General features: G+C 57.4%; 30 protein-coding genes. 11 read left to right on the top strand and 19 right to left on the bottom strand.

Features of this window, described 5'->3' with window-relative positions; all coding sequences use genetic code 11:
- Positions 1-6: 6 nt before the first annotated feature.
- The 9 genes from flgD (at position 7) to flgL (ending at position 9450) form a co-directional block, all read left to right on the top strand.
- Entirely contained in the window at positions 7-684 is a 678-nt protein-coding gene (gene flgD / locus JEM67_RS17090) for a flagellar hook assembly protein FlgD (RefSeq protein WP_013813493.1), read from the top strand.
- Positions 685-745: 61 nt separating this feature from the next.
- Complete coding sequence (flgE, locus tag JEM67_RS17085; protein WP_013813492.1) at positions 746-1978, top strand: flagellar hook protein FlgE; 1233 nt, start codon at positions 746-748, stop codon at positions 1976-1978.
- 12 nt (positions 1979-1990) lie between these two features.
- Positions 1991-2746, top strand: a complete 756-nt coding sequence (locus tag JEM67_RS17080) for a flagellar basal body rod protein FlgF (protein ID WP_013813491.1) — start codon at positions 1991-1993, stop codon at positions 2744-2746.
- Positions 2747-2764: 18 nt separating this feature from the next.
- Entirely contained in the window at positions 2765-3547 is a 783-nt protein-coding gene (gene flgG / locus JEM67_RS17075) for a flagellar basal-body rod protein FlgG (RefSeq protein ID WP_004946081.1), read from the top strand.
- A gap of 75 nt (positions 3548-3622) precedes the next feature.
- Entirely contained in the window at positions 3623-4324 is a 702-nt protein-coding gene (gene flgH / locus JEM67_RS17070) for a flagellar basal body L-ring protein FlgH (RefSeq protein WP_199634960.1), read from the top strand.
- A gap of 145 nt (positions 4325-4469) precedes the next feature.
- The gene (locus JEM67_RS17065) at positions 4470-5570 is read left to right on the top strand and encodes a flagellar basal body P-ring protein FlgI (RefSeq protein ID WP_013813489.1); all 1101 of its coding nucleotides are present in this window, start codon (positions 4470-4472) and stop codon (positions 5568-5570) included.
- Positions 5570-6511: a flagellar assembly peptidoglycan hydrolase FlgJ gene (gene flgJ, locus JEM67_RS17060; RefSeq protein ID WP_199634827.1), complete on the top strand. Its 942-nt coding sequence runs from the start codon at positions 5570-5572 to the stop codon at positions 6509-6511. Before JEM67_RS17065 ends, flgJ begins: the two co-directional genes overlap by 1 nt.
- A gap of 274 nt (positions 6512-6785) precedes the next feature.
- Positions 6786-8432: a flagellar hook-associated protein FlgK gene (flgK, locus tag JEM67_RS17055; protein WP_199634828.1), complete on the top strand. Its 1647-nt coding sequence runs from the start codon at positions 6786-6788 to the stop codon at positions 8430-8432.
- A gap of 58 nt (positions 8433-8490) precedes the next feature.
- Positions 8491-9450: a flagellar hook-associated protein FlgL gene (gene flgL / locus JEM67_RS17050; RefSeq protein ID WP_199634829.1), complete on the top strand. Its 960-nt coding sequence runs from the start codon at positions 8491-8493 to the stop codon at positions 9448-9450.
- A gap of 191 nt (positions 9451-9641) precedes the next feature.
- On the opposite strand, the gene JEM67_RS17045 is transcribed toward flgL, so the two are convergent.
- The 15 genes from JEM67_RS17045 to fliF all read right to left on the bottom strand — a co-directional run bounded on the left by JEM67_RS17045 (position 9642) and on the right by fliF (position 22144).
- A complete protein-coding gene (locus JEM67_RS17045; RefSeq protein ID WP_199634830.1) occupies positions 9642-9971 on the bottom strand; it encodes a hypothetical protein in 330 nt (109 codons plus the stop codon).
- A gap of 643 nt (positions 9972-10614) precedes the next feature.
- A complete protein-coding gene (gene sra / locus JEM67_RS17040; protein WP_086016604.1) occupies positions 10615-10749 on the bottom strand; it encodes a stationary-phase-induced ribosome-associated protein in 135 nt (44 codons plus the stop codon).
- Positions 10750-11102: 353 nt separating this feature from the next.
- On the bottom strand, positions 11103-11885 hold the full coding sequence (fliR, locus tag JEM67_RS17035) for a flagellar biosynthetic protein FliR (protein WP_199634831.1): 783 nt from the start codon (positions 11883-11885) through the stop codon (positions 11103-11105).
- Between the two features lie 2 nt (positions 11886-11887).
- Entirely contained in the window at positions 11888-12157 is a 270-nt protein-coding gene (fliQ, locus tag JEM67_RS17030; protein ID WP_004946069.1) for a flagellar biosynthesis protein FliQ, read from the bottom strand.
- Between the two features lie 42 nt (positions 12158-12199).
- Entirely contained in the window at positions 12200-12925 is a 726-nt protein-coding gene (fliP, locus tag JEM67_RS17025; RefSeq protein WP_013813482.1) for a flagellar type III secretion system pore protein FliP, read from the bottom strand.
- Between the two features lie 47 nt (positions 12926-12972).
- Positions 12973-13377 (bottom strand): flagellar biosynthetic protein FliO, encoded by a 405-nt coding sequence (gene fliO / locus JEM67_RS17020; RefSeq protein WP_013813481.1) that lies wholly within the window; start codon positions 13375-13377, stop codon positions 12973-12975.
- Positions 13377-13790, bottom strand: a complete 414-nt coding sequence (gene fliN / locus JEM67_RS17015) for a flagellar motor switch protein FliN (RefSeq protein ID WP_199634832.1) — start codon at positions 13788-13790, stop codon at positions 13377-13379. The genes fliO and fliN overlap by 1 nt, the downstream gene beginning before the upstream one ends.
- On the bottom strand, positions 13787-14788 hold the full coding sequence (fliM, locus tag JEM67_RS17010) for a flagellar motor switch protein FliM (RefSeq protein ID WP_006321424.1): 1002 nt from the start codon (positions 14786-14788) through the stop codon (positions 13787-13789). Before fliM ends, fliN begins: the two co-directional genes overlap by 4 nt.
- Before the next feature lie 5 nt (positions 14789-14793).
- The gene (fliL, locus tag JEM67_RS17005) at positions 14794-15276 is read right to left on the bottom strand and encodes a flagellar basal body-associated protein FliL (RefSeq protein WP_199634833.1); all 483 of its coding nucleotides are present in this window, start codon (positions 15274-15276) and stop codon (positions 14794-14796) included.
- 432 nt (positions 15277-15708) lie between these two features.
- Complete coding sequence (locus JEM67_RS17000) at positions 15709-16938, bottom strand: flagellar hook-length control protein FliK (protein WP_199634834.1); 1230 nt, start codon at positions 16936-16938, stop codon at positions 15709-15711.
- Positions 16935-17381 carry a flagellar export protein FliJ gene (gene fliJ / locus JEM67_RS16995; RefSeq protein ID WP_006326110.1) on the bottom strand — a complete coding sequence of 149 codons (447 nt, stop codon included), beginning with the start codon at positions 17379-17381 and terminating at the stop codon, positions 16935-16937. The genes JEM67_RS17000 and fliJ overlap by 4 nt, the downstream gene beginning before the upstream one ends.
- 21 nt (positions 17382-17402) lie before the next feature.
- Complete coding sequence (gene fliI / locus JEM67_RS16990; RefSeq protein WP_199634835.1) at positions 17403-18764, bottom strand: flagellar protein export ATPase FliI; 1362 nt, start codon at positions 18762-18764, stop codon at positions 17403-17405.
- Positions 18764-19462, bottom strand: coding sequence for a flagellar assembly protein FliH (gene fliH, locus JEM67_RS16985; protein WP_013813474.1), 699 nt, complete (start codon positions 19460-19462; stop codon positions 18764-18766). The genes fliI and fliH overlap by 1 nt, the downstream gene beginning before the upstream one ends.
- Positions 19455-20447 (bottom strand): flagellar motor switch protein FliG, encoded by a 993-nt coding sequence (gene fliG / locus JEM67_RS16980; RefSeq protein ID WP_013813473.1) that lies wholly within the window; start codon positions 20445-20447, stop codon positions 19455-19457. Before fliG ends, fliH begins: the two co-directional genes overlap by 8 nt.
- Complete coding sequence (gene fliF, locus JEM67_RS16975) at positions 20444-22144, bottom strand: flagellar basal-body MS-ring/collar protein FliF (RefSeq protein ID WP_199634836.1); 1701 nt, start codon at positions 22142-22144, stop codon at positions 20444-20446. The genes fliG and fliF overlap by 4 nt, the downstream gene beginning before the upstream one ends.
- A 317-nt stretch (positions 22145-22461) precedes the next feature.
- Between fliF and fliE the strand changes: the two genes are divergently transcribed.
- On the top strand, positions 22462-22776 hold the full coding sequence (gene fliE, locus JEM67_RS16970; protein WP_199634837.1) for a flagellar hook-basal body complex protein FliE: 315 nt from the start codon (positions 22462-22464) through the stop codon (positions 22774-22776).
- A 203-nt stretch (positions 22777-22979) separates the two neighbouring features.
- Positions 22980-23552, top strand: coding sequence for a hypothetical protein (locus JEM67_RS16965; RefSeq protein ID WP_233527540.1), 573 nt, complete (start codon positions 22980-22982; stop codon positions 23550-23552).
- A gap of 505 nt (positions 23553-24057) precedes the next feature.
- Here JEM67_RS16965 and JEM67_RS16960 read toward each other — a convergent pair.
- The 4 genes from JEM67_RS16960 to fliS all read right to left on the bottom strand — a co-directional run bounded on the left by JEM67_RS16960 (position 24058) and on the right by fliS (position 26280).
- Positions 24058-24288, bottom strand: a complete 231-nt coding sequence (locus tag JEM67_RS16960; protein ID WP_199634838.1) for a hypothetical protein — start codon at positions 24286-24288, stop codon at positions 24058-24060.
- Positions 24288-25154, bottom strand: coding sequence for a helix-turn-helix transcriptional regulator (locus JEM67_RS16955; RefSeq protein WP_199634839.1), 867 nt, complete (start codon positions 25152-25154; stop codon positions 24288-24290). The genes JEM67_RS16960 and JEM67_RS16955 overlap by 1 nt, the downstream gene beginning before the upstream one ends.
- Before the next feature lie 347 nt (positions 25155-25501).
- Positions 25502-25870: a flagella biosynthesis regulatory protein FliT gene (gene fliT / locus JEM67_RS16950; RefSeq protein ID WP_199634840.1), complete on the bottom strand. Its 369-nt coding sequence runs from the start codon at positions 25868-25870 to the stop codon at positions 25502-25504.
- The gene (gene fliS, locus JEM67_RS16945; protein WP_199634841.1) at positions 25870-26280 is read right to left on the bottom strand and encodes a flagellar export chaperone FliS; all 411 of its coding nucleotides are present in this window, start codon (positions 26278-26280) and stop codon (positions 25870-25872) included. The genes fliT and fliS overlap by 1 nt, the downstream gene beginning before the upstream one ends.
- Between the last annotated feature and the right edge of the window lie 12 nt (positions 26281-26292).

Here is a 26292-nt window from a genome sequence, read left to right as displayed (position 1 = left end):
CTTTGCATGGCTATTGCCGCAACCACCAATGAATCGCTGGATAACACCGTCACCGGCGTCAACGCCAAAAGCAACACCGGCCAGGATCTGCAGAACAACTTCCTGACGCTGTTGGTGGCGCAGTTGAAAAACCAGGATCCGACCAACCCGATGCAGAACAATGAACTGACCACGCAACTGGCGCAGATCAACACCGTTCAGGGCATCGAAAAACTCAATACCACGCTGGGGTCGATCTCCGGCCAGATCAACAGCAATCAGTCATTGCAGGCAACTGCGCTGATTGGTCACGGCGTGATGATACCCGGCAGCAACATTCTGGTCGGCAGTAAAGACGGCAAGGTCAGCACCACGCCGTTTGGCCTGGAACTGGAGCGCGCCGCCGATACGGTAACCGCCACCATCACCGACGCCACCGGCAAAGCGGTGCGCACCATTGATATCGGCGGCCTGACCGCCGGCGTGCACTCATTTACCTGGGACGGTTCACTGACAGACGGCACCACCGCCCCCGACGGCGCCTACACCGTGGCGATCAACGCCAAGGGCAATGGCGAACAGCTGGTGGCGCGCAGCCTGCATTTTGGCATGGTCAATGGCGTTATCCGCGGTTCAGACGGCACGAAGCTGGATCTGGGCCTGGCGGGCAGCGCGACGCTGGAAGACGTTCGGCAGATTTTATAACTCTATCATTTGTTTCTCAGGCGTTATCGGACGATAGCCTGCACATTATTCGGAGAATGACATGGCCTTTTCTCAGGCAGTAAGCGGCTTGAACGCAGCAGCAACCAACCTGGACGTGATCGGTAACAATATCGCGAACTCCGCCACGTCCGGTTTTAAATCAGGCACCGTTTCCTTTGCCGACATGTTCGCCGGCTCGCAGGTCGGGTTGGGCGTCAAGGTGGCGGGGATCACTCAGAACTTCAAGGGCGGCACCACGACCGGCACCAGCCGCGCACTCGACGTCGCCATTTCCGACAACGGTTTCTTCCGCCTGCAGGACAAGGACGGCGGCATTTTCTACAGCCGCAACGGCCAGTTCAAGCTGGATGAAAACCGTAACCTGACCAATATGCAGGGCCTGCAATTGACCGGTTTCCCGGCGGCCGGTTCACCGCCGACCATTCAACAGGGCGCCAACCCGGTGCCGTTGAGCATTCCGGAAGGGATGATGACCGCCAAGTCCACCACCTCGGGCACCATGGTCGCCAACCTGAAGTCCACCCATAAGGTCCCGGATAACAAGACGTTCGATCCCGCCAAGCAGGATTCCTACAACTACGTCAACTCGATTACCGCCTATGATTCGCTGGGCAATGTGCACAATATCAATGCCTACTTTGTGAAGACCTCCGACAACAACTGGCAGGTGTACACCCAGGAAGGCAACATCCCCGGCTCCCCGGTGACGGATGCCGGTACGATGGCGTTCGATACCAGCGGCAACCTGGTCAGCACCACCAGCAAGCAGGGCACCACCGGCGCATTCAGCATGCTGATCCCGATGTCTGCCACCAACGGCGCCCCGGCGCAGAACTTCAGCCTGAGCTTTGCCAAGAGCATGCAGCAAAGCGTCAGCAGCGACTCGGTCAGTAAGGTGTCGCAGGACGGGTATACCGCCGGTGAGTACACCAACTTCCAGATCAATAACGACGGTAGCGTCGTAGGGGTCTATTCCAACCAGCAAACCCAATTGCTGGGCCAAATCGTATTGACCAACTTCTCCAATCCGGAAGGTTTGTCCTCACAGGGCGATAACGTGTGGCAGGAAACCGGCGCGTCCGGCCAACCGCGCGTAGGGCTGGCGGGCAGCGGCGGTTTCGGCAAGCTGACCAGCGGTGCGCTGGAAGCCTCCAACGTCGATCTGAGCCAGGAACTGGTGAACATGATCGTCGCACAGCGTAACTACCAGTCGAACGCTCAGACCATCAAAACGCAGGACTCCATCCTGCAGACGCTGGTCAGCCTGCGCTAATAGGATTGATTTATGGATCACGCGATTTATACCGCGATGGGCGCAGCGCGACAGACGCTGGAGCAACAATCCGTCACCGCCAACAATCTGGCCAACGCATCGACGCCGGGCTTTCGCGCTCAACTTTCGGCGCTGCGTGCCGTGCCGGTGGACGGGCCCAGCCTGCCGACGCGTACGCTGGTCGCCGCGTCGACGCCGGGGGCCGACATGAGCCAGGGGGCGCTGAACTACACCGCGCGCCCGCTGGACGTCGCGCTGCAGCAGGACGGTTTTCTGGCGGTAAGCCTGCCGGATGGCGGCGAAGCCTACACTCGCAACGGCAATCTTCAGATTTCCTCCACCGGGCAGTTGACGGTGCAGGGCAGGCCGGTTATGGGCGATGGCGGGCCGATCGAAGTGCCGCCGTCGGCAGAGATCACCATCGCGGCCGACGGCACCATCTCGGCGCTGAACGCCGGCGACCCACCGAACACCATCGCCCAGATAGGGCGGTTGAAACTGGTGAAGGCCAATGCGCGTGAAGTGATGCGCGGCGACGACGGACTGTTCCGCCTGACGCCGGAAACCCAGCAGCAACGCGGCAATCAGTTGCAAAACGATCCGCTGGTGCGGGTGATGCCGGGTGTGCTGGAGGGCAGCAACGTCAAGCCGATGGAAACCATGGTCGATATGATTGCCAACGCCCGTCGCTTTGAAATGCAGATGAAGGTCATCCACAGCGTGGATGAAAATGAACAGCGCGCCAACTCGTTGTTATCACTGAGTTAAGCAGCAAGGAAATAACCCATGATCCCCTCTTTATGGATTGCCAAAACCGGTCTGGATGCGCAGCAGACCAATATGGACGTGATCGCCAACAACCTGGCAAACGTCAGCACCAACGGCTTCAAACGTCAGCGTGCGGTATTTGAAGATCTGCTGTACCAGACCATGCGTCAGCCGGGCGCGCAGTCCTCCGAGCAGACGACCTTGCCGTCGGGCCTGCAGATCGGTACCGGCGTGCGCCCGGTGGCGACCGAGCGTCTGCACAGCCAGGGCAACCTGTCGCAGACCAACAACAGCAAAGACGTGGCGATTAAAGGCCAGGGCTTCTTCCAGGTGATGTTGCCGGACGGCAGCCAGGCTTATACCCGCGACGGCTCTTTCCAGATCGACCAGAACGGTCAATTGGTGACCGCCAGCGGTTTCCAGGTACAGCCGGCGATCACCATTCCGGCCAACGCCCTGAGCATTACCGTCGGCCGTGACGGCATCGTCAGCGTCACCCAGCAGGGGCAGACCGCCGCCCAGCAGGTGGGCCAGTTGACCCTGACCACCTTTATCAATGACAGCGGCCTGGAAAGCGTGGGCGAGAATCTGTACCAGGAAACCGAGAGCTCCGGCGCGCCGAACGAAAGCACGCCAGGGCTGAACGGCGCGGGCCTGCTTTATCAGGGCTACGTGGAAACCTCTAACGTCAACGTGGCTGAAGAGCTGGTCAACATGATCCAGACCCAGCGTGCCTACGAGATCAACAGCAAAGCAGTATCAACGTCCGATCAGATGCTGCAAAAACTGACGCAACTGTAATTGATGGGCGCCGCCGGTGCGCCCGTCACCCTATTTCGTGAAACAAAGGCGAGACCTGTGGTAACCACATATCTGATGGCAAACGAGCCGCACCAAGGAAAGCGCTGGCTGGCGGCGATGGCGATGCTGACGTTGAGCGGCTGCGCCTATATTCCGCATAAACCCCTGGTTGATGGCGTTACCACGGCGCAGCCGGCGCCGGCGGGCGCTCCGGTACCGAACGGATCGATTTTCCAGACGGTGCAGCCGATGAACTACGGCTATCAGCCGCTGTTTGAAGACCGCCGGCCGCGCAATATCGGCGATACCCTGACCATCGTGCTGCAGGAAAACGTCAGCGCCAGCAAAAGTTCCTCCGCCAACGCCAGCCGCAATGGGGCGAGCAAGTTCGGCGTCGCCACGTCGCCGCGCTATCTCGACGGCCTGCTGGGCAACGCGCGCGCCGACATGGATATCTCCGGCGACAGCACCTTTGGCGGCAAGGGCGGGGCCAACGCCAACAATACCTTCAGCGGTACCATTACCGTCACGGTCAATCAGGTGCTGGTCAACGGCAACCTGCACGTGGTGGGTGAAAAACAGATCGCTATCAACCAGGGCACCGAATTTATCCGTTTCTCCGGGGTGGTAAACCCGCGCACCATCAGCGGCAGTAACTCGGTCACCTCCACCCAGGTGGCGGATGCGCGCATTGAATACGTCGGCAACGGCTATATCAACGAAGCGCAGACCATGGGGTGGTTGCAACGCTTCTTCTTAAATGTCTCCCCGTTTTGAGTACCGGCTATTTTACTTGCCATTTTGCGGTTGGGCAGTGCTCGGCGCCGTCACGTACTGCGTGTACGCTCCGCCGCCTGTGCGCTGTCCGCCCCCAAACTGCCTGCGACAATAACGCCTTGTGGGTAAGGCGAATGAGGTTCCAATGTTAAAGAAATTTCTAATGGCGCTGGTGATTTGTGCGCTGAGTCTGCCGGCGACGGCGGAACGCATCCGCGATCTGGTGACGGTGCAGGGAGTGCGTGACAACGCCCTGATCGGTTACGGGTTGGTGGTGGGGCTGGACGGTTCCGGCGATCAGACCATGCAGACGCCGTTCACCACCCAAAGCCTGAGCAATATGCTGTCGCAATTGGGCATTACCGTACCCCCGGGCACCAATATGCAGTTGAAAAACGTAGCGGCGGTCATGGTTACCGCCAAGCTGCCGCCGTTCTCGCGCACCGGGCAGAACATTGACGTGGTGGTGTCCTCGATGGGCAACGCCAAAAGCTTGCGTGGCGGTACTTTGCTGATGACGCCGCTGAAAGGCGTGGATAACCAGGTTTACGCGCTGGCGCAAGGCAACGTGCTGGTGGGCGGCGCAGGCGCGGCGTCCGGCGGCAGCAGCGTGCAGGTCAATCAGCTGGCGGGTGGGCGCATCAGCAACGGTGCGACTATCGAGCGTGAGTTGCCGACCACCTTCGGCAACGGCGGGGTGATTAACCTGCAACTGAATAGCGAAGACTTCACGCTGGCGCAGCAGATCAGTGACGCCATCAACCGCCAGCGCGGCGGCGGCACCGCCTCACCGCTGGATGCCCGCACCATTCAGGTATTGGTACCACAGGGCAACAGCTCGCAGGTGCGTTTCCTGGCGGAAATTCAGAACATCAACGTCAGCGTCGGGGCAATTGACGCCAAGGTGATCATCAATTCACGCACCGGATCGGTGGTGATGAACCGCGACGTGATCCTGGATTCCTGTGCGGTGGCGCAGGGCAACCTGTCGGTGGTGGTCGATCGGCAAAATACCGTCAGCCAGCCGAACACGCCGTTTGGCGGCGGGCAAACCGTGGTGACGCCAAATACCCAGATTTCGGTGCAGCAGCAGGGCGGTTCGCTGCAGAAGGTGAACGCCAGCGCCAGCCTGAACAACGTGATCCGCGCGCTCAACGCGCTGGGTGCCACGCCGATCGATTTGATGTCGATCCTGCAGGCGATGCAAAGCGCCGGTTGTCTGCGCGCCAAGCTGGAAATTATCTGATGGCCGGCGATCTGATGGCGATGTCGGGCGCCGCCTATGACGCCCAGGCGCTGAACGGCCTGAAACGCGACGCAGCGGCCGATCCGCAGGGCAACCTGAAGCAGGTGGCACAACAGGTTGAAGGCATGTTCGTGCAGATGATGCTGAAAAGCATGCGCGCCGCGCTGCCGCAGGATGGGGTGCTGAGCAGCGATCAGTCGCGGCTATACACCTCGATGTATGACCAGCAGATCGCCCAGCAGATGTCGCAGAAGGGGCTGGGGCTGGCCGATATGATGGTGAAACAGATGGCCAATGCCAACGCCGTTCCGAGCGAAACGGCGGGTATGTCGCCGATGGCGTTAGACAACGAAGTGCTGCAAACGCTGCCGAATCAGGCGCTGGATCAGATTCTCCGCCGTGCGGTGCCGAAAGCGCCGATGGCCGCGCCGCTGTCGCTCAACAGCGGCAACTTTGTCGCCCGTTTGTCGATCCCGGCACGCGTCGCCAGCCAGCAGAGCGGCATTCCGCATCAGCTGATTGTGGCGCAGGCGGCACTGGAATCCGGCTGGGGCCAACGCGAGATCCCGACCGCCGACGGCTCGCCGAGTTACAACCTGTTCGGCATCAAGGCGGGCGGCAGCTGGGACGGCCCGGTGACCGAGATCACCACCACCGAGTTTGAGCAGGGGGCGGCGAAGAAGATCAAGGCGAGGTTCCGGGTTTATGGCTCTTACGTCGAGGCGATTGCCGACTACGTCAAACTGCTGACCCATAATCCGCGCTACGCCGACGTAGCCGCTGCCCGCAGCCCGGAGCAGGCGGCTCATGCGCTGCAACAGGCTGGTTACGCCACCGATCCGCAATACGCCAACAAGTTGGTCAGCGTGATCCAGCAGATGAAAAACGCCGGCGAGCAGGTGGTGAAAGCTTATACCCACGACCTGAAGGATCTGTTCTAAATCCCCTTCATTCTTGACGCTCTAGCGGCGTTGGCTGTGCAAGCGTACCCCGGTCACTTGATTGACCAAGCTCCCGGGGATCCCCTTGCTTGCCGCCTGGCTACAACGCCAATGATTTTGGGGACTTCAGTAAATGAAAAACAAAAGAGCCAGATCGGCTATTTCACACCTTAAGTTTCCCCCGTTTTTGCCGATAACAGAGACAGGCTGGGCGAACGACTCGGCAGATTCATTGACTCCTGTGGGCCCCGGCGCCGCAGTAAAAGGAACTTCTATGTCCAATAGCTTAATCAATACCGCCATGAGCGGGCTGAATGCGGCGCAGGTGGCGCTCAGCACCGTCAGTAACAACATTTCCAATTACAACGTGACGGGCTACAACCGTCAGACGGCGATTCTGGCGCAAAACGGCGGCATGAGCACCATGAGCGGTTTTATTGGCAACGGCGTCACCGTCACCAGTGTCAACCGGGAATATAACCAGTTCATCACCAGCCAGTTGCGCGGTGCGCAGAGCCAGGCCGGGGCGCAGAACGCCTATTTCGAAAAAATCTCGCAGATTGATAACCTGTTGGCCAGCAAGACCAACACCTTATCGACCAACATGCAGGACTTCTTCAGCAACCTGCAAAATCTGGTCAGCAACGCCGGTGATGACGCCGCGCGCCAGACGGTGTTGGGCAAGGCCAATGGCCTGGTCAATCAGTTCAACAATACCGACAAATACCTGCGCGACATGGACAGCGGCGTGAATCAGCAGCTCAGCGACAGCGCGCAGCAGATCAACAGCTACAGCCAGCAGCTTGCCAAACTGAACGAAGAGATCACCCGCCTGCGCGGCAGCGGCGGCGAGCCCAATGCGCTGCTGGACCAGCGCGATCAACTGGTTACCGACCTGAACAAAGTGGTTGGCGTCCAGGTGACTCAGCAGGACGGCGATGCCTACACCGTCTCTTTCGCCAACGGCCTGACGCTGGTGCAGGGCAACAATGCTTACCAGGTCGCGGCGGTGCCCACCAGCGGTGATCCTTCCCGTCTGACGATGGGGTATGACCGCGGCAACGGCGCCAGCGAAATACCGGAAGGCCAAATCTCCGGCGGCAGCGTCAGCGGCGTGTTGAAATTCCGCAGCGAATCGCTGGACAGCGCCCGCAATCAACTGGGGCAACTCGCATTGGCGATGGCTGACAGCTTTAACCAACAGCACCGCGCCGGGTTCGATCTCAACGGCGATGCCGGCACGGATTTCTTCAGCTTTGGCGGCGCCCGCGCAGTGGACAACAGCCGCAATACCGGCGATGCCGCGCTGTCGGTGTCCTACACCGACACCAGCAAGGTGAAGGCCAATGATTACCGGGTGGAATTTGACGGCAGCAACTGGCAGGTGAGCCGCCTGCCGGATAACGTCAAAGTTAACGCCACGGCGGGCACTGACGCCGCCGGCAACCCGACGTTGAGTTTTGACGGCCTGAAAGTCGGTATCGACGGCACGGCGCAAAAGAATGACAGCTTTACCGTCAAGCCGGTCAGCGACGTGGCGGGCAGCCTGAAGGTCGCCATCACCGATTCCGCCAACATCGCTGCCGCAGGCAAAGATGACAGCGGCCGTGGCGACAATGAAAACGCCAAGAAGCTGCTTGATCTGCAAACCCAAAAATTGGTCGATGGCAAGGCCACTTTCAGCGGCGCTTACGCCAGCCTGGTCAGCAGCGTCGGCAATCAGACCGCGTCCGCCAAGGTGAGCGCCACCTCGCAGGGCAACATCGTCAAGCAGTTGGAAAACCAACAGCAGTCAATTTCAGGCGTCAACCTGGACGAAGAATACGGCGAGCTGCTGCGCTTCCAGCAATATTATATGGCGAACTCGAAGGTGATTCAGACCGCCAGCACGCTGTTCGATACGCTGCTGAATATTCGTTAATTTTCATTTTAACCGGAGCCCCAGCGGCTCCGGCCGCTGATTTTGAGGAACCCGCACCATGCGCATGAGCACCAGCATGATGTACCAGCAGAACATGACCGGCATTACCGGTAATCAGTCGTTGTTTATGAAGGCGGCAGAACAGCTTTCTACCGGCAAAAAAGTCAGTAACCCGTCCGACGATCCGCTGGCGGCGTCGCAGGCGGTGATGCTGGCCCAGTCTCAGTCGGAAAACACCCAATATGCGCTGGCGCGTACCTTTGCCCGCCAGAGCGTGTCGATGGAAGAGACGGTACTGTCCGGGGCGACCAGCACCATTTCGGATATGAAAGCGCTGATCGTCAATGCCGGCGGCACCAAAAGCGACAACGACCGCGATTCGCTGGCTACCCAGTTGCAGGGGTTGAAAGACCAATTGCTTAACCAGGCCAACAGTACCGACGGCAATGGCCGCTTTATGTTTGGCGGCTTTGAGAATGACAAGCCGCCGTTTGCGAACAACAGCGGTTCGGTCAGCTATGTGGGTGGCAATACGCCGGTCGAGCAGAAAGTGGATGCCAATCGCACCATGACGGTCGGCCATACCGGCGATACGGTATTCATGTCGCTGACCAGCAACCCCAAGCCGGAGCCGGACGGCAGCGCATCGGTGTCCAACGTGTTTGAAAGCATCGATATCGCGCTGAAAGCGTTGAAAACCCCGCTCGATGGCGCGGACGACGCCACCAAACAGCAAGTGAACGACGCGATGGCCAAGGCCAACCGCGGGCTGGATAACTCCTATAACAAGGTGCTCAGCGTGCGCGCCGAGTTGGGTAACCAACTGCAGGAAATGGATACGTTGGACAGTATTGGCAAAGATCGCGACATGATCAACCAAACGCAAATGAGTGTGCTGGTGGATGCCGATCTGACCGAGTCGATTTCGAGCTACTTCATGCAGCAGGCGGCCTTGCAGGCATCGTACAAAACCTTCGGTGATATGCAGGGGATGTCGCTGTTCCAAATGAATCGTTAAGAGCACTACCCCGTTGCTTTACCGCGACGGGTTTCCCTTTAGTGCGCTTAGAAAATGCCATCGCTGCTGCGCAGAGATAGAGGCTTCTTGAAACCGGGCGCACTGTTGGGCACGTCACTCTTTCTCCCACAATAGGCTTGAGTGACGTGCCTTTTTTTTCTCCGCCATTCTCTTTCTATTTACGCTAATCGTTAGCGGAAGGGCACACCGCGATCGCGGCCGGAGTCTTTATTGCATTGACCGCCTATATTGATAAAGGCGGCAGTAGCCATAATTCCTATTGCTGTAGCATTGCGACTTGCCAATGCAGAACCGACTCCAAGCACACCGTTAATGATGGCACTTGGGCAGGGGCGTGAGGCATCCTGGAATAGGCCATGCCCTTTCGCCGCCCAGTTGGGTTGAAAGCCATTTGCTTGAGCACCATAAGAAATTCGACTATGGTCACGATCGCCGCCGTTGTTACCGTCGCCGGCACCACCGATAAGTTGCATTTCTGCTTTGGTCATTTCCTTTAACATGAGCACTGTCCTTTTGGTAATTATTTATCGTGTCTATTTTACGACTGTTTTGAGTTACTGCTTTGCATTAACAACCAGCGTATAGGTCGATAGAGATATTCTGTCATTTTTATCGAACCGTATAACGTGAACATATAGATAAAAGCGTTGCTCAACTCCACTGGCATGGTAAACAGTCCCCATGACAGGCCCTGAGTTTTCAATATGCTTGTCATCAGTAATACGCTGACGATGCCGATTATCAAGCCTTCAATCGTCAATTTTATTTTCATGTGTATACCAGCTTTCTATGTGAAATATGATTGCCTTTGTTTGATATTGAAATAACATACTTTCGTTTTATTGTTTTTTCAAGAGTATTTTTTGAGGTTAATTGTGTGTTTATATAAGTGCTTTGTTTAATGCGCTATGGTTATTTTTTATTTTAACTGGTTTTAGTAATAAAGCAGGGCATGCAATTATATAATGAACGTTGTGTCGGCATTGGAATATAGGGGGAATTAACCAGGGGGATGTCGATTGTGTATTTGGCAGCTAGCAGAGTAACAGGCTGCTGGTTCGATGTAACGCGCAGCGGCGTTATGGATATCGTACGCGAAAAGCAGCGCGAGGATATTACTCTGCCAGATTATAAATAAAGGCCTTATTTCTTTTTCTTTTCCACTTGCCATTCGCCGCCATTCGACGTTTCGTTAAAAACCACTCTAAAACGGTTGCTGGTCCAGTGGGTCATGCCAAATAAACGTCTTGCCTTGCGGTTGGTTTTAGCCTTAATCATGATATCACTCCTGTTGTTATCAGAGGTCAACGCTTCGCCCTGCAGCCAGGCCGGGCGCATGTTTTTATGACGTGCCGGGTCCTGCGCGTAATTAATAAATACGTGGGTTAATCATTCAGTGATTTAATAATTCACCTATTGGATTTTTATGCCCTTTCCTCCAAAAGTTAATAGTCGATTATATTTTGTCGATGGGTCTATTCTAGGTCGGGTATTTTTTTATTCAAGCCGTGACGGACATTTGGACCTTAATCTGGACAAAAGGGCTTTATCACGCTTTTGTCCCGGTAAAGCCGGTTTATTGCCATTTTGTCTTGTGGCGGGCGGGGGCGTTGTGAGTAGCCGGTGGGGATTCAGAAAGCCATGCCGCCGATAACGCCTGCCAACTGGTCGAAGAATTCGCCGAACAGGTGCTCACAAAACGGCGCCAGCATCGGCATCATCATGCCGATGGTCATAATGCCGATGGTCATGGTGACCGGAAAACCGATGACGAACACCGACAATTGCGGCGTCATGCGGTTGAGCAGGCCGAGCGCCATGTTCAGCGTCAGCAGCAGGCAAATCAGCGGCAGCGCCAGCATCATGCCGTTGATAAAAATCAGCGAACCCACTTGGGTCAATGCCAGAAAACCGTTGCCGTTCAGCGGGGCGGGCTGGATCGGTAGGGTGTGGAAGCTGTCGGCCAGCAGGGAAATCAGCCACAGGTGGCCGTCGAAGCTCAAAAACAGCAACATCGCCAGCAGATTGAGCAGCCGCGCCAGCACCGGCGTGTTCGGTCCGCCGCTGGGATCGAAGAAGGTGGCGAAGGACAGACCCATCTGCATGCCGATCACTTCGCCGGCCAGGCGTATCGCCGCAAAGGCGAACTGCATGGTCAGCCCGAGCGCCACGCCAATCAGGATTTGCTGGGCTGCCAGCCACAAACCGGCGGCGGAGAAAATGGGAACTGCGCTGGTGGGTAGCCCGGGGGCGATCAGGATGACAATCAGCCCGCCGAGGCCGATTTTCACCTTTTTGCTGATTTGTTTTTCGCTGAACACCGGCGCGGTGCTGATCAGCGCCAGAATGCGCAGCAGCGGCCAGAAATAGTGGCTAAGCCAGACGCCGAACTGTGCGCTGTCAACGGTGAGCATGGCTAACCAATCAGATTCGGCAGGTTGCTGAACAGCGTGCGCATATAGTCCAGCAGCAGGTTCAGCATCCACGGCCCGGCAACCACGATAGTGGCGACCACCGCCAGAATTTTGGGAATGAACGACAACGTCATTTCGTTGATCTGGGTGGCGGCCTGCAGCAGGCTGACCACCAGGCCGCTGACCAGCGCGGCGAGCAGCAGCGGGGCGGACAGCGCCAGCGCCACTTTCATCGCCTCGGTGCCCAGCGCCATGACCGATTCGGGTGTCATTGTGAGTTCCTCAGTGGTTGCGTGGTGACCACCTGAATAAATTTACGAATAAAAACTCTGCGCCAGCGAGCCGAGCAGCAATTGCCAGCCGTCCACCAACACAAACAGCATCAGTTTGAACGGCAGCGAGATGGTGGCGGGCGGCACCATCATCATCCCCAGCGCCATCAGCACGCTGGCGACCACCAGATCGATAATCAGAAACGGAATAAACACCGTGAAGCCGATTTGGAACGCGGTTTTCAGTTCGCTGGTGACGTAAGCCGGCAGCAGAATACGCATCGGCACCGCTTCCGGCCCGGCCAGCGGCGGCTGGTTGGCGAGCCTGGCGTACAGCGCCAGATCGGTTTCACGCGTCTGGCGCAGCATAAACTCGCGCAGCGGCTGGGAACCTTTATCCAACGCCGCGTCCAGGCTGATTTTGTCCTGACTGAACGGCAGATAGGCGTCCTGATAGACCTTGTCGAAGACCGGCGACATGATGAAAAAGGTCAGGAACAGCGCCAGACCGAGCATCACCTGATTCGGCGGTGCCGAGGGGGTGCCGAGCGCGTTGCGCAGCAGCCCGAGCACGATGATGATGCGGGTGAAACTGGTCATCATCAGCAGCATGGCGGGCAGGAAGCTGAGTGACGTCAGCAGCACCAGCGTCTGTACCGGCAGCGACCAGCTTTGGCCACCGTTGGCCAGTGGCTGGCTGATCAGGCCGGGCAACTGTGCCAATGCCGTCGGGCTGACAAGCAGCAGAGTGGCAGCCAGCCAGGGCATATTCTTCCCGCTTCGATAAAGCGAGGCGACACAATGAGCGATGGGTTTCATGCCGATTTTTCCGGACGTTTCAGAACTTTTTGCATCAGTTGGCGAAAATCAGCCGGTGGCGCGGCGTCGGCTGCTTCGCTATCCCGTGCTGGAGCCGGCAGCGTATGCAGCGGGGTGATTTGCTGCGCGGTTACGCCCAGCACCAGCAGGGTGTTATCCACTTCAATCACCACCACCCGCTCACGCTGCCCGACCTGGCAGCTGGCGCGCAGGTTGAGCAGTTTGCTGTTGCGCGCCTGAGGGGCAAACCCCAGGCGGCGGAACAGCCAGCCGGCCAGCAGGATAAGCAGCAGAATGCCGCCCAGCGCAGTGCTGACCTGCGTCAGCACCGAACCGGCCGGCAGCGCCGGTGCGGCGGGTTGCAGTGTGCCCTGGCCGGGCACGGCGGTACCTGGGTTCATCAGCGGCTCAGGCGGCGCATGCGTTCGGATGGGGTGATGATGTCGGTGATGCGTACACCGAACTTGTCGGCCACCACCACCACTTCGCCCTGGGCGATCAGATAGCCGTTGATCAGAATGTCCAGCGGTTCACCCGCCAGCCCGTCCAACGCCACCACCGATCCCTGCGACAGGCGCAACAGCTCTTTGATGGTCATTTTGGTGCGGCCCAATTCCACGGTCAGTTTGACCGGGATATCCAGGATCAGATCGATATCCTGCAGGCTGCCGACGACATCCTGCGCCTCCAGCGATTTGAATACCGCGTCGGTTGCGGACGTTTTGTCGGCCACTTGCTGTTCGTTAAACGCATCAGCCCACAGATCGTCCACGGATTCCTTTCCTTCGCCAGACGGTTGCTTAGGATCACTCATTTGGGCTGTTCCTCACTCAGAGCATTCAAAATAGGGTTAATCAAATGTTCAACACGCAGGGCGTACTGCCCGTTTAACGTGCCATATTGGCTGGTCAAAACCGGTACGCCGTCCACATGGGCGATCAGGCGTTCCGGTTTATCAATCGGTAATACGTCACCCGGTTGCAGCTTCAGAATTTTTGACAGCCGCATCGGGATATCGACGAAGTTGGCAATCAGCTCCAACTCGGAATGTTGCACCTGCTTCACCAGCGTTTCACGCCAGTGGCTGTCTTCCTGCCGCGAGTTTTCCAGCGGCGGGTTGGTCAGCAGTTCGCGCAGCGGTTCGATCATCGCGAACGGAATGCAGATGTTGAATTCACCGCTCAGCGCACCGATTTCCACCTGGAACGGTGTGGTGACCACGATGTCGTTCGGCGAGGTGGTGATATTGGTGAATTTCACCTGCATCTCGGCGCGCACGTATTCCACGTTGATCTTGTAAATCGCGCTCCAGGCGTCGCCATAGGCATCCAGCGCCAGGCGCAGCATGCGTTTGATCACCCGTTGTTCGGTTGGGGTGAACTCGCGGCCTTCCACTTTGGTCGGGAAGCGGCCGTCGCCGCCGAACAGGTTATCGACGGCGATAAACACCAGGCTCGGCGCGAACACGAACAGCGCAGTGCCGCGCAGCGGATTCAGGTGCACCAGATTGAGGTTGGTGGGCACCGGCAGGTTGCGGGCAAATTCGTGATACGGCTGGATCCTGATCGGGCCGACGGTGATGTCCGGGCTGCGTCGCAGCAGGTTGAACAACCCCATGCGGAACTGCCGGGCAAAACGTTCATTGATGATTTCCAGCGCGTGCAGCCGTTCGCGCACCACTCGGCGCTGGGTGGTCGGATCGTACGGCTTGACCTCGCTCTCGTTGCTGACCACCGCTTCGGGTTCATCCCCCGCGCTGTCGCCGTTGAGCAAGGCGTCGATCTCTGCCTGTGAAAGAATGCTGTCGCCCATAGTGATTACCGCAATATGAAGGCGGTGAACAGCACGTCGCTGACCACCTGCTTCGGTTGTCCCTTAACCAGCGGCGGGCTAAGCACGTCCTTAATCTGCGCCACCAGTTGCTGTTTCCCTTGCTCACTGCTCAGTTGGCCCACTTCCTGACGGGAGAGCAGCATCAACAGGCGGCTGCGTACTTCCGGTAGAAAATCGTTCATCTGGCGGCGGGTGTTTTCGTCCGGTAAGCGCAACGTCAGGCCGATATACAACACGCGATCGGGGTTGTTATCCGGCGTAACCAGATTGACGGTAAACGTGTCCAACGGCATAAACACCGGCGCAGCCGGCGGCAGTGTTTTGGCGGCGGGTTGAGCGCCGTCTTTGTGTTGTTTCAGTTGCCACCAACTGTAGCCTGCCGCGCCGCAGGCGAGGACTGCAATCAACACCAGCAGGATGACCAGGAGAGGGCGTTTCGGTGCTGCCGGTAGGGTATTTTGAGACATAGCTAAATCAAATTCCTGTAGTGACATACCCTTCGTCTTTCAGGCCGCAGCGTTGTTGGCTGCTCGCACTCACCCCAGTCACTTACTTGAGTAAGCTCCTGGGGACTCATGCGCTGGCCGCCTAACTGCAACTTGAAATCCATAGGGTATATATCCTTTATTTTTCAAGCTGCAACCTAAGATCTCGTAGGTATTTAGCGTGTGTAAAAGCCGCACGCACGACATATTTACCCCAAATAATTGGAGTGGCATCGCGACGGCAAGTTTGTAAGTCCCCAGGAGCATAGGTAACTATGTGACTGGGGCGCGCAAACGCAGCCAACACAGATGCAGCTTCAAGTATGACGGGTAAAGGTATTATCGCGCCTATTCCGGCGTGCAATAGCCAGAATAGGCGGGGAAAAGCGTGCCAGCTTGGACGTTTGCCGCCGCTCAGGCGAAAATATCAACGCCGCTGACGGCGCGGGCCATCGCCTGCAATTGTGTCGGGGCGATGAGGGTTTCGGCAGCCAGATCGCGCTCGCCGTGGCTATCGCGGTAGGACGGTCGGCCCTGATCGTCCGCCGTCTGCTGCTGTGCCTGTTGCCACTGTGGCGTGGACTCGCCGCCAACGCTGCTTTGCCCCAGACTGATGCCGCTTTCCGCCAGGGCATGGCGCAGTTGCGGCATGGCGGCTTCCACGGCGGCGCGCACCTGGCCGTGCGCTGAAGCGATGTGCAACTGCGCCTGATTATCGTCCAGTTTGAGGGTGATTTGCAGTGCGCCCAGCTCCTGCGGGTGCAGGCGCAGTTCGGCGCTTTGCTGACCGTTGCGATGGAACATCAGTACCTGCTGGTTCAGCGCCTGTTGCCACTCCGGGCTGCCAAGTTGAGCATTCAATTGTGGCGTCGGCGGGGCGGTGACCAGGGAAGCGCTCGGCGTTGTCGCCACGACCGGGCTCGATATCTGCGGCACCATCAGGTGATTGACCGGTGCCTGAGGCTGGGTATCGGCGCTGAGTTTTAGTGCGGTTGTATCCGGCTGGTCATGGGCGGGCGCGGTTGGCTGTGGGCCATCGGTGCGCGCGTCAACGTTCAGTGGTTTCTCGGTCACTGGCGACGTGGCTTTTGGGGGCGGCGTCATCGGGTTGACTGCGGCATTGGGCTGTTGGTTCAGCGCGGCGCTCAGCAGGGCGGCAGGGTGCGCCGGGTCCTGTTCGCCGTCAAGGTTTGGCCCCGTTGCGGCCGTGGTCGGCGTGGCAGGGGTAACGGCCAGCGGCAGCATGGCGAACAGCGCCTGCAGCGTGGCGGCGTCTATTTCACCGGCGGGGCGCAAGGCGGCATCCGGTTTTTTATCCTGCGTCTTGTCATCGCCGCCCGCCGCGACTGGCGGCTGGATGTCGCTTAACAAGGAGGGCGCCAGCAGCCCATAGCGTTCACTGAAGGCGGCGAGCAGTGGGTTTAGCGGGGTGCGGCTCAGCGCCGGCGTGTTGTCATCTTCTGCTTCTGTGCTCAGCAACGTCGGCGGCAGCTTGCCCTCATCTTTGTCGGCCGGCAGCGTACGTGCGCCGAGCAGCAGGGCAAAGGCCGAGGACAACTGCGAGTCATCCATTGGCAACTGCGCGTCCGGCAGCACGCCGGCATCGCCAGGCGCTATGCTGCCCGGCAAGGCATTCAGGTTCATGGGTGTAGATTCCTTTGTGAACTGCGTTGAGCGAACTCATCCATCAGTTTTTGATCCCGTTTGTTCTCCACCTGCCGTTCTGCGCTTTGGGCGCGGGTATGCAGAGTGTCGAAGGCGTTCAGCCGCTGCTGTTTGTCCTGCCACTGTTTCATTGCGTGGTCTACCTTTTGGCCCCACTGCATCAGTTGTCGGCGGTGCTGATCGATGGCCTGCTCCAGCGTGCCGATAAACTGCTGGTAGTTTTGCCAGTGTGAAGAGTCCATTCCGTCACTCAACTGGTGATTCAGTTTCTGGCGGTACTCGTCTTGATAATTGAGCAGCATGGAAAGCTGTTGCTCGGCCGCCTGTTGCGCTTTGCGCACCTGGCCCAACTGTTGCGTAGCCTGTTCCACCGCATCCTGAGCCAGATCGCGTAGGGTAATCAGAGGTGACTGTGGTTTCATCGGGTTCAGCCTTTTGTGACGTTAAACGATCAACTGCTGTAACTGTTGACAGGCGTCGTCGTAACCGCTGCGTTCAAAAATGCCCTGCTGCAGATAGGCTTCCATCTGCGGGTACAGCGTCATGGCCTTATCCAGCAGCGGATCGCTGCCTGCTACGTAGGCGCCGACGCTGATCAGATCGCGGTTACGCTGATAACTGGCCAGCATCTGTTTGAAATTGCGCACCCGACGGTAATGTTCTTCGTCGATAAGCGAGGTCATGGCGCGACTGATAGAGGCTTCGATGTCGATCGCCGGGTAATGGCCTGCCTCGGCCAGCCGACGCGACAGCACCACGTGGCCATCGAGGATGGCGCGCGCCGAGTCGGCTATCGGATCTTGCTGGTCATCGCCTTCGGTCAGTACGGTATAAAACGCGGTGATCGACCCGCCGCCGTTGATGCCGTTGCCCGCGCGCTCCACCAGCGCCGGCAGTTTGGCGAACACCGAGGGCGGATACCCTTTGGTGGCCGGTGGCTCGCCGATAGCCAGCGCGATTTCACGTTGCGCCATGGCGTAGCGGGTGAGCGAGTCCATAATCAACAGCACGTGTTGACCGCGATCGCGGAAGTCCTCGGCGATGCGTGTGGCGTAGGCGGCGCCCTGCATACGCAACAGCGGCGAGACGTCCGCTGGGGCAGCGATCACCACCGAGCGCGCTCGGCCTTCGGTGCCGAGGATATTCTCGATAAAATCTTTGACCTCGCGGCCGCGTTCGCCGATCAGACCGACGACAATCACGTCGGCCTGGGTGTAACGCGCCATCATGCCTAACAAGACGCTTTTGCCGACGCCGGAGCCGGCAAACAGCCCCATGCGCTGGCCGCGCCCGACGGTCAGCAGGCCATTGATGGTGCGCACGCCGACGTCCAGCACCTGTTCGATCGGCGTACGTTGCAGCGGGTTGAACGGGGCGGTGATCAACGGCGCGCGATAGCCGGTCTCCGGCGCGGGCAGGCCGTCGAGCGGTTTGGCGCTGCCGTCCAGCACCCGGCCCAGCAGCGCCGGGCCGAGCGGCAGTTGCTTGCCGGCGCTTTGCCCTTCCGGCGCAATGCGGGCGTAAACCCGAGCGCCGGGCACGATGCCTTCTACTTCTTCCAGCGGCATCAGGAACAGCCGCTGGCCGTTAAAACCGACCACTTCGCTTTCCACTTCCTGCACCTCACCGCCGGTGTGACGTTCGATCAGGCAGGTGGCGCCGATCGGCAATTGCAGCCCGGTGGCTTCCAGTACCAACCCGGTGGCACGTGTCAGGCGGCCGTAGCGGCGAACCGTCGGTGTGCAAGCGATGCGTTTTTCCAGCGTATCCAGCGAGGACAGCCAGCGGCCGAGGCGAGCGGTCATTACACGTCTCCCGGCGCAGCCAGGCGGCAGAGTTCGTGCCAGCGCGTCGCCAGGCTGGCATCGAGATCGCCTTCTTCGGCGCTGACCTTGCAGCCGCCGGGATGCAGTTGACCGTCCGCCAACAGCCGCCAGCCGTGCAGGCTGAGCGTGGCACCCAGTTGTTGTTCGATACGTTGATAGTCGTCCGGGTGCACGCGCAACTGCGGCTTGCCGCTGAACATCGGCTCTTGCTGGATCAACTGCTGGATCTGCGCCAGCAGGGCGGTACCGTCACATACCGGCGGCTGACCGAGCACCTGTTTGGCGGCGGTCAGCGCCAACTGCATCAAACGCGAGGCGATCACGCTGTCGAGTGCATCGAGCGTGTGCTGAAATTCGGTGATCAGTTGCTGCCAGTGCGCGGTCAGTGGCTGTTGTTGTTGCTGCGCCTCCCGCAAACCCTGCTGGCGGCCCTCTTCCATGCCGGCCTGGAGACCCGCTTCATAGCCTTTTTGCTGGCCGTCGGCATAGCCCAGCTGTTGGCCTTGCTGCTCCGCTTGCAGGCGCAACTGGAGCAACTGCTGTTGCCGTTCAGCGCCTTCGTCCAGTGGCGCGGCGTCCGTTTCAATGGGCGGCAAAGGTGCGATTGCCGGTTTGGGCTCCAGCAGATCGTTGAGTGACCAGGGCTGCCAGGGCAGGGTGTTAATGCGATCAGACATAGGTGTCCTCGCCACCGCCGATAATCATTTCGCCGCTCTCTGCCAATCGGCGGACAACCAGCAGGATGGCTTTCTGTTCGTTCTCCACCTGCGACATGCGCATCGGGCCACGGTTGGCCAGATCGTCGCGCAGAATGTCGGCGGCGCGTTGCGACATGTTTTTGAGGAACTTCTCGCGCAACGGCTGCTCCGCGCCTTTGAGCGCCACCAGCAGCGATTCGCCTTCCACTTCCTGTAACAGGCGCTGGATGCTGCGATCGTCGACTTCCACCAGATTTTCGAACAGGAACATCTCGTCGATGATCTTCTGCGCCAGCTCACCGTCGTATTCGCGCATGGCATCGATAACGGCTTCTTCCTGCTGGGTTTTCATCAGGTTGATAATCTCGGCTGCGGTGCGTACGCCGCCCATCTTGCTGCGTTTGAGGTTCTGGCCATCGAGCAGGTTGTTCAGCACCTCGGTCAGTTCCGCCAACGCCGCCGGTTGCACACCGCCGAAGGTGGCGATGCGCAGCATCACGTCGTTGCGCAGGCGTTCGTCGAACAGCGCCAAAATGTCCGCCGCCTGGCCGCGCTTCAGATGGACCAGAATGGTAGCGATGATTTGCGGATGCTCGTCGCGGATCAGATCGGCGGCGCTCATCGGCTCCATAAAGTTGAGGGTTTCCATGCCGGTGGTGGTCTCGCGCGATTCGAGAATGTCCTCCAACAGGCTGGAGGCACGCTCTTCACCCAGGGCTTTGACCAGCACCGAGCGCAGGTAGTCGCTGGCATTGACGCTCAGCGCTGCGTACTGTTCGGCATCGTCTTCGAATTCGCTCAGGACTTCGCCCAGCTGTTTGTGCGAGACCTGGCTCATGCTGGCCATGGTGCCGCTGAGCTGCTGCACTTCACGCGAGGAGAGGTGTTTGAACACCTCGGCGGCGCGATCTTCACCCAGCGTCATCAGCAGGATGGCGCTTTTTTCGGTTCCGGTCAGACTCATAATTCGTTACTCATCCATTGGCGGATTACCAGAGCGACCACGCGCGGGTCTTTATCAGCCAGATCACGGATCCGCTGGCTCTGGACTTCTGCACTGACGCGCTGCTGCGATTTTCTGTGCTGCGCCAGCTCCTCATTGCTCGGTTTATTGTTGTCAGCCGGCTTGGTCATCGGTGCGTTGGCGGCGGCGAGCGCGGCCTGTTGCACCGCCTGACGGTTTTGCAGTTGCGGGCGTACCAGCTTGCGCCACAGCAGCCAGGCCGCCAGCAAGACCAGCAGATAGCGACCGGCATCGAACAGACGATCGATAAAGCTCTGGGTTTGCCAGAACGGCAGTTCGCCACCGGTGACTTCGGTATCGGTAAACGGCGTGTTGACCACGTTCAGGGTATCGCCGCGGCTGCTGGAGAAGCCCATGGATTCACGCACCAGCGATTCGATCTGCGCCAGTTGTTCTTTGCTCATCGGCAAGGGTTTGCCGTCTTTATCGACGCCGCGATAGTTGACCACCACCGCCACCGACAGCCGCTGTACCGTCCCGGCCTTCTGCTGAGTGTGGCGGATGGTGCGATCGACCTCATAGTTGGTGGTTTCATCGCGACGGGTATTCTGTGGCCCGCTGCCGTTGGCTGCAGTGCTGCGGGTGGCGGTGGCGTTAGGTTTGGCGCCGGTGGCGTTATTGCCGGCAGCGTTGGGTTTGGTGGTTTCTATCGGCGCAGTCGCCGGCGCGCTAGGCTGATTGGAGAGCGCACCCGGTACGCCGCCGACCTGCGGCCCGCCAAGCTGTTCGCTCTGGCTCATTTGCTGAGAGCGCACGGCGGCCTGATTCGGCAGTTGGTTTGGCTGGTATTCTTCGTCGGTTTGCTCGCGGGTGGCGAAATCGATCTGCGCGGTGACCTGGGCTCGTACGTTATTGCCGCCGACCATCGGCGCCAGAATCGCCTCGATGCGGCGCTGGTAGCGGTTTTCCACTTCGTTGGCGTATTTCAGTTGTGCCGCGTTCAGATCGCGACCGGCGCCGTCAGACTGGGTCAGCAGGCGACCGGCCTGATCGACCACCGTGACGTTGCCCGGCGGCAATCCGGCCACGCTGCTCGAGACCATATAAACGATAGCGTTGATCTGGCCGTCATCCAGCGCCCGGCCGGGTTGCAGCGTCAGGGTGACGGAGGCGGAAGGGGATTTCTGCTCGCGGACAAACAGCGAAGGCTTGGGCAGCGCCAGATGCACCCGGGCGTTTTGTACCGGCCCCAGTGACTCGATGGTGCGGGACAGTTCACCTTCCAGCGCACGCTGATAGTTAATCTGCTCGCTAAACTGGCTGATGCCGAATTTTTCCTGATCCAGCAATTCGAAGCCCACCGCACCGCCTTTCGGCAATCCCTGCTGCGCCAGACGCAGGCGGGTTTCATGGACCTTATCGGCCGGTATCATCAACGCAGCACCGTTTTCGGCAAACCGATAAGGGATATTCATCTGCGTCAATTGGGTAACGATGGCACCGCCGTCGCGATCGTTAAGATTGCTGTACAGCACGCGGTAATCCGGGTTTTTCGCCCATAACAGCAACGCGACCACAATGGCGATTGCCGCGGAAGCGGCGATCAGCAACGGGATTTTCGGGTTGGCGCGCAGGCGGTTCCACAGGGCTTGCAGGCCATTTTCGCGACCTTCGGTGGCGGTTATTGAAGCACTCATTTTATCCCGTGTCCTTCAATGTCGCTCAGTATCCGGTACAAGCCACGGCGTAGCTCCCTGCCAGGCTGATGAACGGTGTGGTTAGCGTTGTGTGGTGACAAAACAGACTCCCTGATACACATATCTTCTAAATAGCGGCGCTCCCATTTCTGGGCGTGCCATTATTTGCCCGTAATGGCGATTTTGATGGGCCGATAAGCCGGGTTTTTTGCAGTTAATTAACCGCTTTAGGATAAAAATGCTGTGGTAGGCTCCTCAGCATCAAAGTAGTGCCTGATGAAAACACATCCGGCAGCAGAGTCTTTATTGAGGTCATAATGGCAATTCAGGGGATTGAAGGGGTATTGCAACAATTGCAGGCCACGGCGATTCAGGCGGGGCAGATTGACCAAGGCTCAGCGTCGCAGGGTGTCAGCTTTGCCGGCGAGCTGAAAGCGGCTATCGGCAAGATCAGCGAGACCCAGCAGGCTGCGCGCAAACAGGCGCAAGACTTCGAACTGGGCGCGCCGGGCGTCAGCCTGAACGACGTGATGGTCGATCTGCAAAAATCGTCCATCTCGCTGCAAATGGGCGTGCAGGTGCGTAATAAGCTGGTTTCCGCCTATCAGGAAGTGATGAATATGGCGGTGTGATTGGTTGAGGTCTTTGAAATCGTGAACAAATTTCATGCCCGCCGAGAGTCTCGGGGCAAGGCTGGGGAAAATGCTAATGCGGAAACATTTTAAATAGTGATTTAATTCTACTAATTAATTGATTTTAATAATTTTATTTTCCAGGGCTACCGTGCTAATTTTTCCCATTATGAATGGAATCTAATTGGCGTTGGCAGGTGAAAATGGAAAAAGCGAAGGCGATGAAATCGCTTGAAAATGATATTGCCGTAGAACTCCTGGAAAGGAGCAAATTGTACTTTGAGTATCAAGAGACTCAATATGCAGCGGCTTTGGACAGGATACGAAAGCTGGAGGAAAAGGGACTTAAGGTTTTTGCATCTTTGAGCGTGATAGTTACTGCGTTTATCTTGATCGTCAGATTTACAGCGGCATTGCTGCTGAATCAGAAGTTTGCCGCACTTAACATGCTCATATGTATAGCTGGTTTTTTTACCTTTCTTTGCCTTTGTAGCGCATGGAGCTTTGTTTTCAGAGCTGTCTTGCTAAAAGATATCCCCAAGTTGCCAACCAACCATCAGAAAATGGAAAGCGTTTTTCTGGATAACCCAAGAGATTCAACGTACGTAGGATTGGCAAAACAGTACTCTAAGGCAACATTGAAGATCGAAGAAACGCAGGGTGATAAGGCTAAGCTGATCGGCTTATCATTCAGGGAGATGGCGTTTACGGCATGGAGCTTTTTGGTATTTGTTATACTTGTAGTAGCATTAGCTTTCTGTAACTCTGGAGGTTGATATGACCGTGCGACATAAAAGCGTGCCTGTGGAGCATCCTGGGGAAGCGAGCACTGATAGGCAGGGTAAAGGGTTCACGCATACTTCTGCCGCCTCAATGGGATATATCGGTAGACCGAGAGAAGCCGAAATCCCGGAGCTTGAGGTCAGCCTGGAAAGCCTTGATTCTCTCCTGAAGAGAGAACGGCAGGTTAAGGCCTGACTTAAAAAACCACCGATGGTGGTTTTTTTTGCTTTTTAACGGCAAAACCGAAAACCGCACTCGGTAATCGCCTGAGTAAACGTATAAAAAACATGCTTTGTCTCAAATTGCTGAACTTATTGCTGGATTATAATTGTGCGAGTTTAAGACACTTTAATTATCAGGTAATAAAAATGAGCAGTAAAAGTGAGAGCAGATGGCGGTTTTTCAGTGTGTTAATACTGATCGTTTTAGTTGGATTGATCACGGTATTAATTAAACAAAGTTAAATCATCATTGGCCACTGCGCGTGGCCTTGCTGATTTATTTCCCCGCCAGCATCCGCATCGCGTCTTCTTCGTACAACAGACCCATAAGCCACAGGCCGACAAGCAACACGGCAAGGGAAAGCAGCCATTTTTCGTTGAGCACCGTTGATTCGCCTCTGGCGGTATTAAGGTTCGCCGATGCTATCGTACTTGGCCATTTTCCGCTAACGCCGGGTGCATAAACGGTGAGTTCATTGTGCAATGATTTAATTTGCAGGATGGACATCACTCCGGGTCCTCCATCAGGCTGAGGCGATAGGGTTGGATCGCGCCGGGCTCCATGATCCGCTGATGCCCGCGAATGGCCGTTGGCGCAAAACCGAAACGTTTGCGGAAACGCTCGGCAAACCGCGAAGAACTTTCATAACCGACGTGCTGGGAGATGGCGGATATTGGCCAATCGGTAGATTGCAGCAACGCCAGCGCGCTGCTCATGCGCACGTCGATCATCAAATCGCGCAACGCGGTGTTTTCTAAAGAAAGTTTGCGTCTCAGCATGACCTCGCTCATTGACAGACTTTCCGCCACTTTGGCCGCTGTCCAGATGTTATGCGGATCGGTTGCCAGGCAGCGGCGTACCCGCTGCGTTAAATCGCGCGCCTCGTTATGCATAAAGCTTACGTTGAATTGCTTCAGCCAGAGCAGGATTTCCAGCATCTTGTGGCGGATGATGATCGGCGGGAAACGGTGTTTAAGCGCCATCGCCAGGCTGGTGGTATCAAAACTGTGCATCAGCGCGCAGGGCAGGTTGCGTAAGGCCAACACCGCGTCGAGCGGGGGCTGAGAGGCGGTTTCAGCGGGAGTTTGCTGTACGTGGAACAACAGAGGATCGCAGATAAGCAACTGACAACTGAATATGCCCTCATTGGAAAGGCCATTAATTATATCCACGGTTTGCCCCCCGCCGATAATCAACAGTTCTCCCGCATGGGCCACCACTTCATGCTGTTGCCAGCGCACGCGTTTGTGGCCTTGCTGTACCAGATACAGATGGGGTTGCTCAAAATAAACTGAAGGGAATAATAATTCAGTATGCTGAATGATGTGCGCAGAGGCACCAATCCCAGGACAAAGATTAATTGTACGTTCCATCGATATTCATTTCGCAGCCATTATCTGGGAATATCTTTACGCTTTGATGGGCGTCGGAGCAACATTTTTCCATGCGTTGTGAAACACAACGACGTGTTTTATCTATCAAAAATCAATTTCCTGCTGAACAGAAAACGTCCGTGTCGGAGCGATATTTATCCGTATCCTAGGGGCGCTGCATGCCACCCCCGCGTTAGCCGGGGCGAATATATTCGCCCCTACGGAGTCTGGATGATGAATATGATGGGTATGAATAATTCAAATATCATGGATTAATATCCTGACTTAATCGGGTGTAAATAGCGTATGGTGCTATTTATGCATAAAATGTCGTTATTATAACCGGGTCACCTGACTTGCGGTTCTCCTAATAGCAGGGCGCGATCGTGAAACTGACCGTAGGTGCTGTTGACCACGCTTTGGCGCGTCGATTGGCCAATCAATTCTTTCAACTGGTCCATGCGGCGTTGCAACAGGCGCTTCAGCTCGTTTTCGTTGTCCAGGATCTGCTGCAGCTTATTGCGCAACAATTCCTGCAGCGCCATCGATGGCCCCGCTTTGTCGGTAAAAACGGTGGTTTTCTCTACCGCCTGAACGTAGGCCAGCTCCAGCTCGACCAGGTCTTCCCATCTTTCCGTTTGCGCCAGCGCGAGCATTTGGCTGCTCAGGCTATAAATTTGCTGATACGCGGCTAGCAGTTGCTGTTGACGTTCCATTATACGGCGTCCTGAGAAGGGTGATAATTGGGACCAATCTGGCGCCAGGCGTCAGCAATATTATCCAGCAGCTTGACCACTTCGGCGATCGCCGCTTCGTCATTATGCAGATTGGCCTGCATCAGGCGACGTTTCATATAGTCATACAGCGCGGCCAGATTATCGGCCATCTCGCCACCTTGATCGTGGTCGAGACCGTTTTTCAGGCCGTTATCAATAATGTTGATGGCTTTTGATATAGCCAGCCCTTTGCCGGCGATATCACCCTGATTCATCAGAATGCGTGCGCGTAACAGGGCGCTGAGCGCCCCGTCGAAAAGCATCACGATTAACTGGTGCGGGCTGGCACTCATTACGCCACTTTCCAAACTGACCTGGGCGTAGGCCTTAGTTCCGCTACGGTTATACATGCGATTTATTAC

This window comes from Serratia sp. PAMC26656 (assembly GCF_016469055.2).
Classification (GTDB): Bacteria; Pseudomonadota; Gammaproteobacteria; order Enterobacterales; family Enterobacteriaceae; genus Serratia; species Serratia plymuthica.
Note: the sequence above shows the minus strand (reverse complement) of the source record. Positions and strands in the feature narration are given on the sequence as shown.

What these genes read in the sequence shown, in the direction of transcription:
- flgD (WP_013813493.1), top strand. Translation starts at nt 7, where the DNA reads ATGGCTATTGCCGCAACCACCAATGAATCGCTGGATAACACCGTCACC.
- flgE (WP_013813492.1), top strand. Translation starts at nt 746, where the DNA reads ATGGCCTTTTCTCAGGCAGTAAGCGGCTTGAACGCAGCAGCAACCAAC.
- JEM67_RS17080 (WP_013813491.1), top strand. Translation starts at nt 1,991, where the DNA reads ATGGATCACGCGATTTATACCGCGATGGGCGCAGCGCGACAGACGCTG.
- flgG (WP_004946081.1), top strand. Translation starts at nt 2,765, where the DNA reads ATGATCCCCTCTTTATGGATTGCCAAAACCGGTCTGGATGCGCAGCAG.
- flgH (WP_199634960.1), top strand. Translation starts at nt 3,623, where the DNA reads ATGGCAAACGAGCCGCACCAAGGAAAGCGCTGGCTGGCGGCGATGGCG.
- JEM67_RS17065 (WP_013813489.1), top strand. Translation starts at nt 4,470, where the DNA reads ATGTTAAAGAAATTTCTAATGGCGCTGGTGATTTGTGCGCTGAGTCTG.
- flgJ (WP_199634827.1), top strand. Translation starts at nt 5,570, where the DNA reads ATGGCCGGCGATCTGATGGCGATGTCGGGCGCCGCCTATGACGCCCAG.
- flgK (WP_199634828.1), top strand. Translation starts at nt 6,786, where the DNA reads ATGTCCAATAGCTTAATCAATACCGCCATGAGCGGGCTGAATGCGGCG.
- flgL (WP_199634829.1), top strand. Translation starts at nt 8,491, where the DNA reads ATGCGCATGAGCACCAGCATGATGTACCAGCAGAACATGACCGGCATT.
- JEM67_RS17045 (WP_199634830.1), bottom strand. Translation starts at nt 9,971, where the DNA reads ATGTTAAAGGAAATGACCAAAGCAGAAATGCAACTTATCGGTGGTGCC.
- sra (WP_086016604.1), bottom strand. Translation starts at nt 10,749, where the DNA reads ATGATTAAGGCTAAAACCAACCGCAAGGCAAGACGTTTATTTGGCATG.
- fliR (WP_199634831.1), bottom strand. Translation starts at nt 11,885, where the DNA reads ATGCTCACCGTTGACAGCGCACAGTTCGGCGTCTGGCTTAGCCACTAT.
- fliQ (WP_004946069.1), bottom strand. Translation starts at nt 12,157, where the DNA reads ATGACACCCGAATCGGTCATGGCGCTGGGCACCGAGGCGATGAAAGTG.
- fliP (WP_013813482.1), bottom strand. Translation starts at nt 12,925, where the DNA reads ATGCCCTGGCTGGCTGCCACTCTGCTGCTTGTCAGCCCGACGGCATTG.
- fliO (WP_013813481.1), bottom strand. Translation starts at nt 13,377, where the DNA reads ATGAACCCAGGTACCGCCGTGCCCGGCCAGGGCACACTGCAACCCGCC.
- fliN (WP_199634832.1), bottom strand. Translation starts at nt 13,790, where the DNA reads ATGAGTGATCCTAAGCAACCGTCTGGCGAAGGAAAGGAATCCGTGGAC.
- fliM (WP_006321424.1), bottom strand. Translation starts at nt 14,788, where the DNA reads ATGGGCGACAGCATTCTTTCACAGGCAGAGATCGACGCCTTGCTCAAC.
- fliL (WP_199634833.1), bottom strand. Translation starts at nt 15,276, where the DNA reads ATGTCTCAAAATACCCTACCGGCAGCACCGAAACGCCCTCTCCTGGTC.
- JEM67_RS17000 (WP_199634834.1), bottom strand. Translation starts at nt 16,938, where the DNA reads ATGAACCTGAATGCCTTGCCGGGCAGCATAGCGCCTGGCGATGCCGGC.
- fliJ (WP_006326110.1), bottom strand. Translation starts at nt 17,381, where the DNA reads ATGAAACCACAGTCACCTCTGATTACCCTACGCGATCTGGCTCAGGAT.
- fliI (WP_199634835.1), bottom strand. Translation starts at nt 18,764, where the DNA reads ATGACCGCTCGCCTCGGCCGCTGGCTGTCCTCGCTGGATACGCTGGAA.
- fliH (WP_013813474.1), bottom strand. Translation starts at nt 19,462, where the DNA reads ATGTCTGATCGCATTAACACCCTGCCCTGGCAGCCCTGGTCACTCAAC.
- fliG (WP_013813473.1), bottom strand. Translation starts at nt 20,447, where the DNA reads ATGAGTCTGACCGGAACCGAAAAAAGCGCCATCCTGCTGATGACGCTG.
- fliF (WP_199634836.1), bottom strand. Translation starts at nt 22,144, where the DNA reads ATGAGTGCTTCAATAACCGCCACCGAAGGTCGCGAAAATGGCCTGCAA.
- fliE (WP_199634837.1), top strand. Translation starts at nt 22,462, where the DNA reads ATGGCAATTCAGGGGATTGAAGGGGTATTGCAACAATTGCAGGCCACG.
- JEM67_RS16965 (WP_233527540.1), top strand. Translation starts at nt 22,980, where the DNA reads ATGGAAAAAGCGAAGGCGATGAAATCGCTTGAAAATGATATTGCCGTA.
- JEM67_RS16960 (WP_199634838.1), bottom strand. Translation starts at nt 24,288, where the DNA reads ATGTCCATCCTGCAAATTAAATCATTGCACAATGAACTCACCGTTTAT.
- JEM67_RS16955 (WP_199634839.1), bottom strand. Translation starts at nt 25,154, where the DNA reads ATGGAACGTACAATTAATCTTTGTCCTGGGATTGGTGCCTCTGCGCAC.
- fliT (WP_199634840.1), bottom strand. Translation starts at nt 25,870, where the DNA reads ATGGAACGTCAACAGCAACTGCTAGCCGCGTATCAGCAAATTTATAGC.
- fliS (WP_199634841.1), bottom strand. Translation starts at nt 26,280, where the DNA reads ATGTATAACCGTAGCGGAACTAAGGCCTACGCCCAGGTCAGTTTGGAA.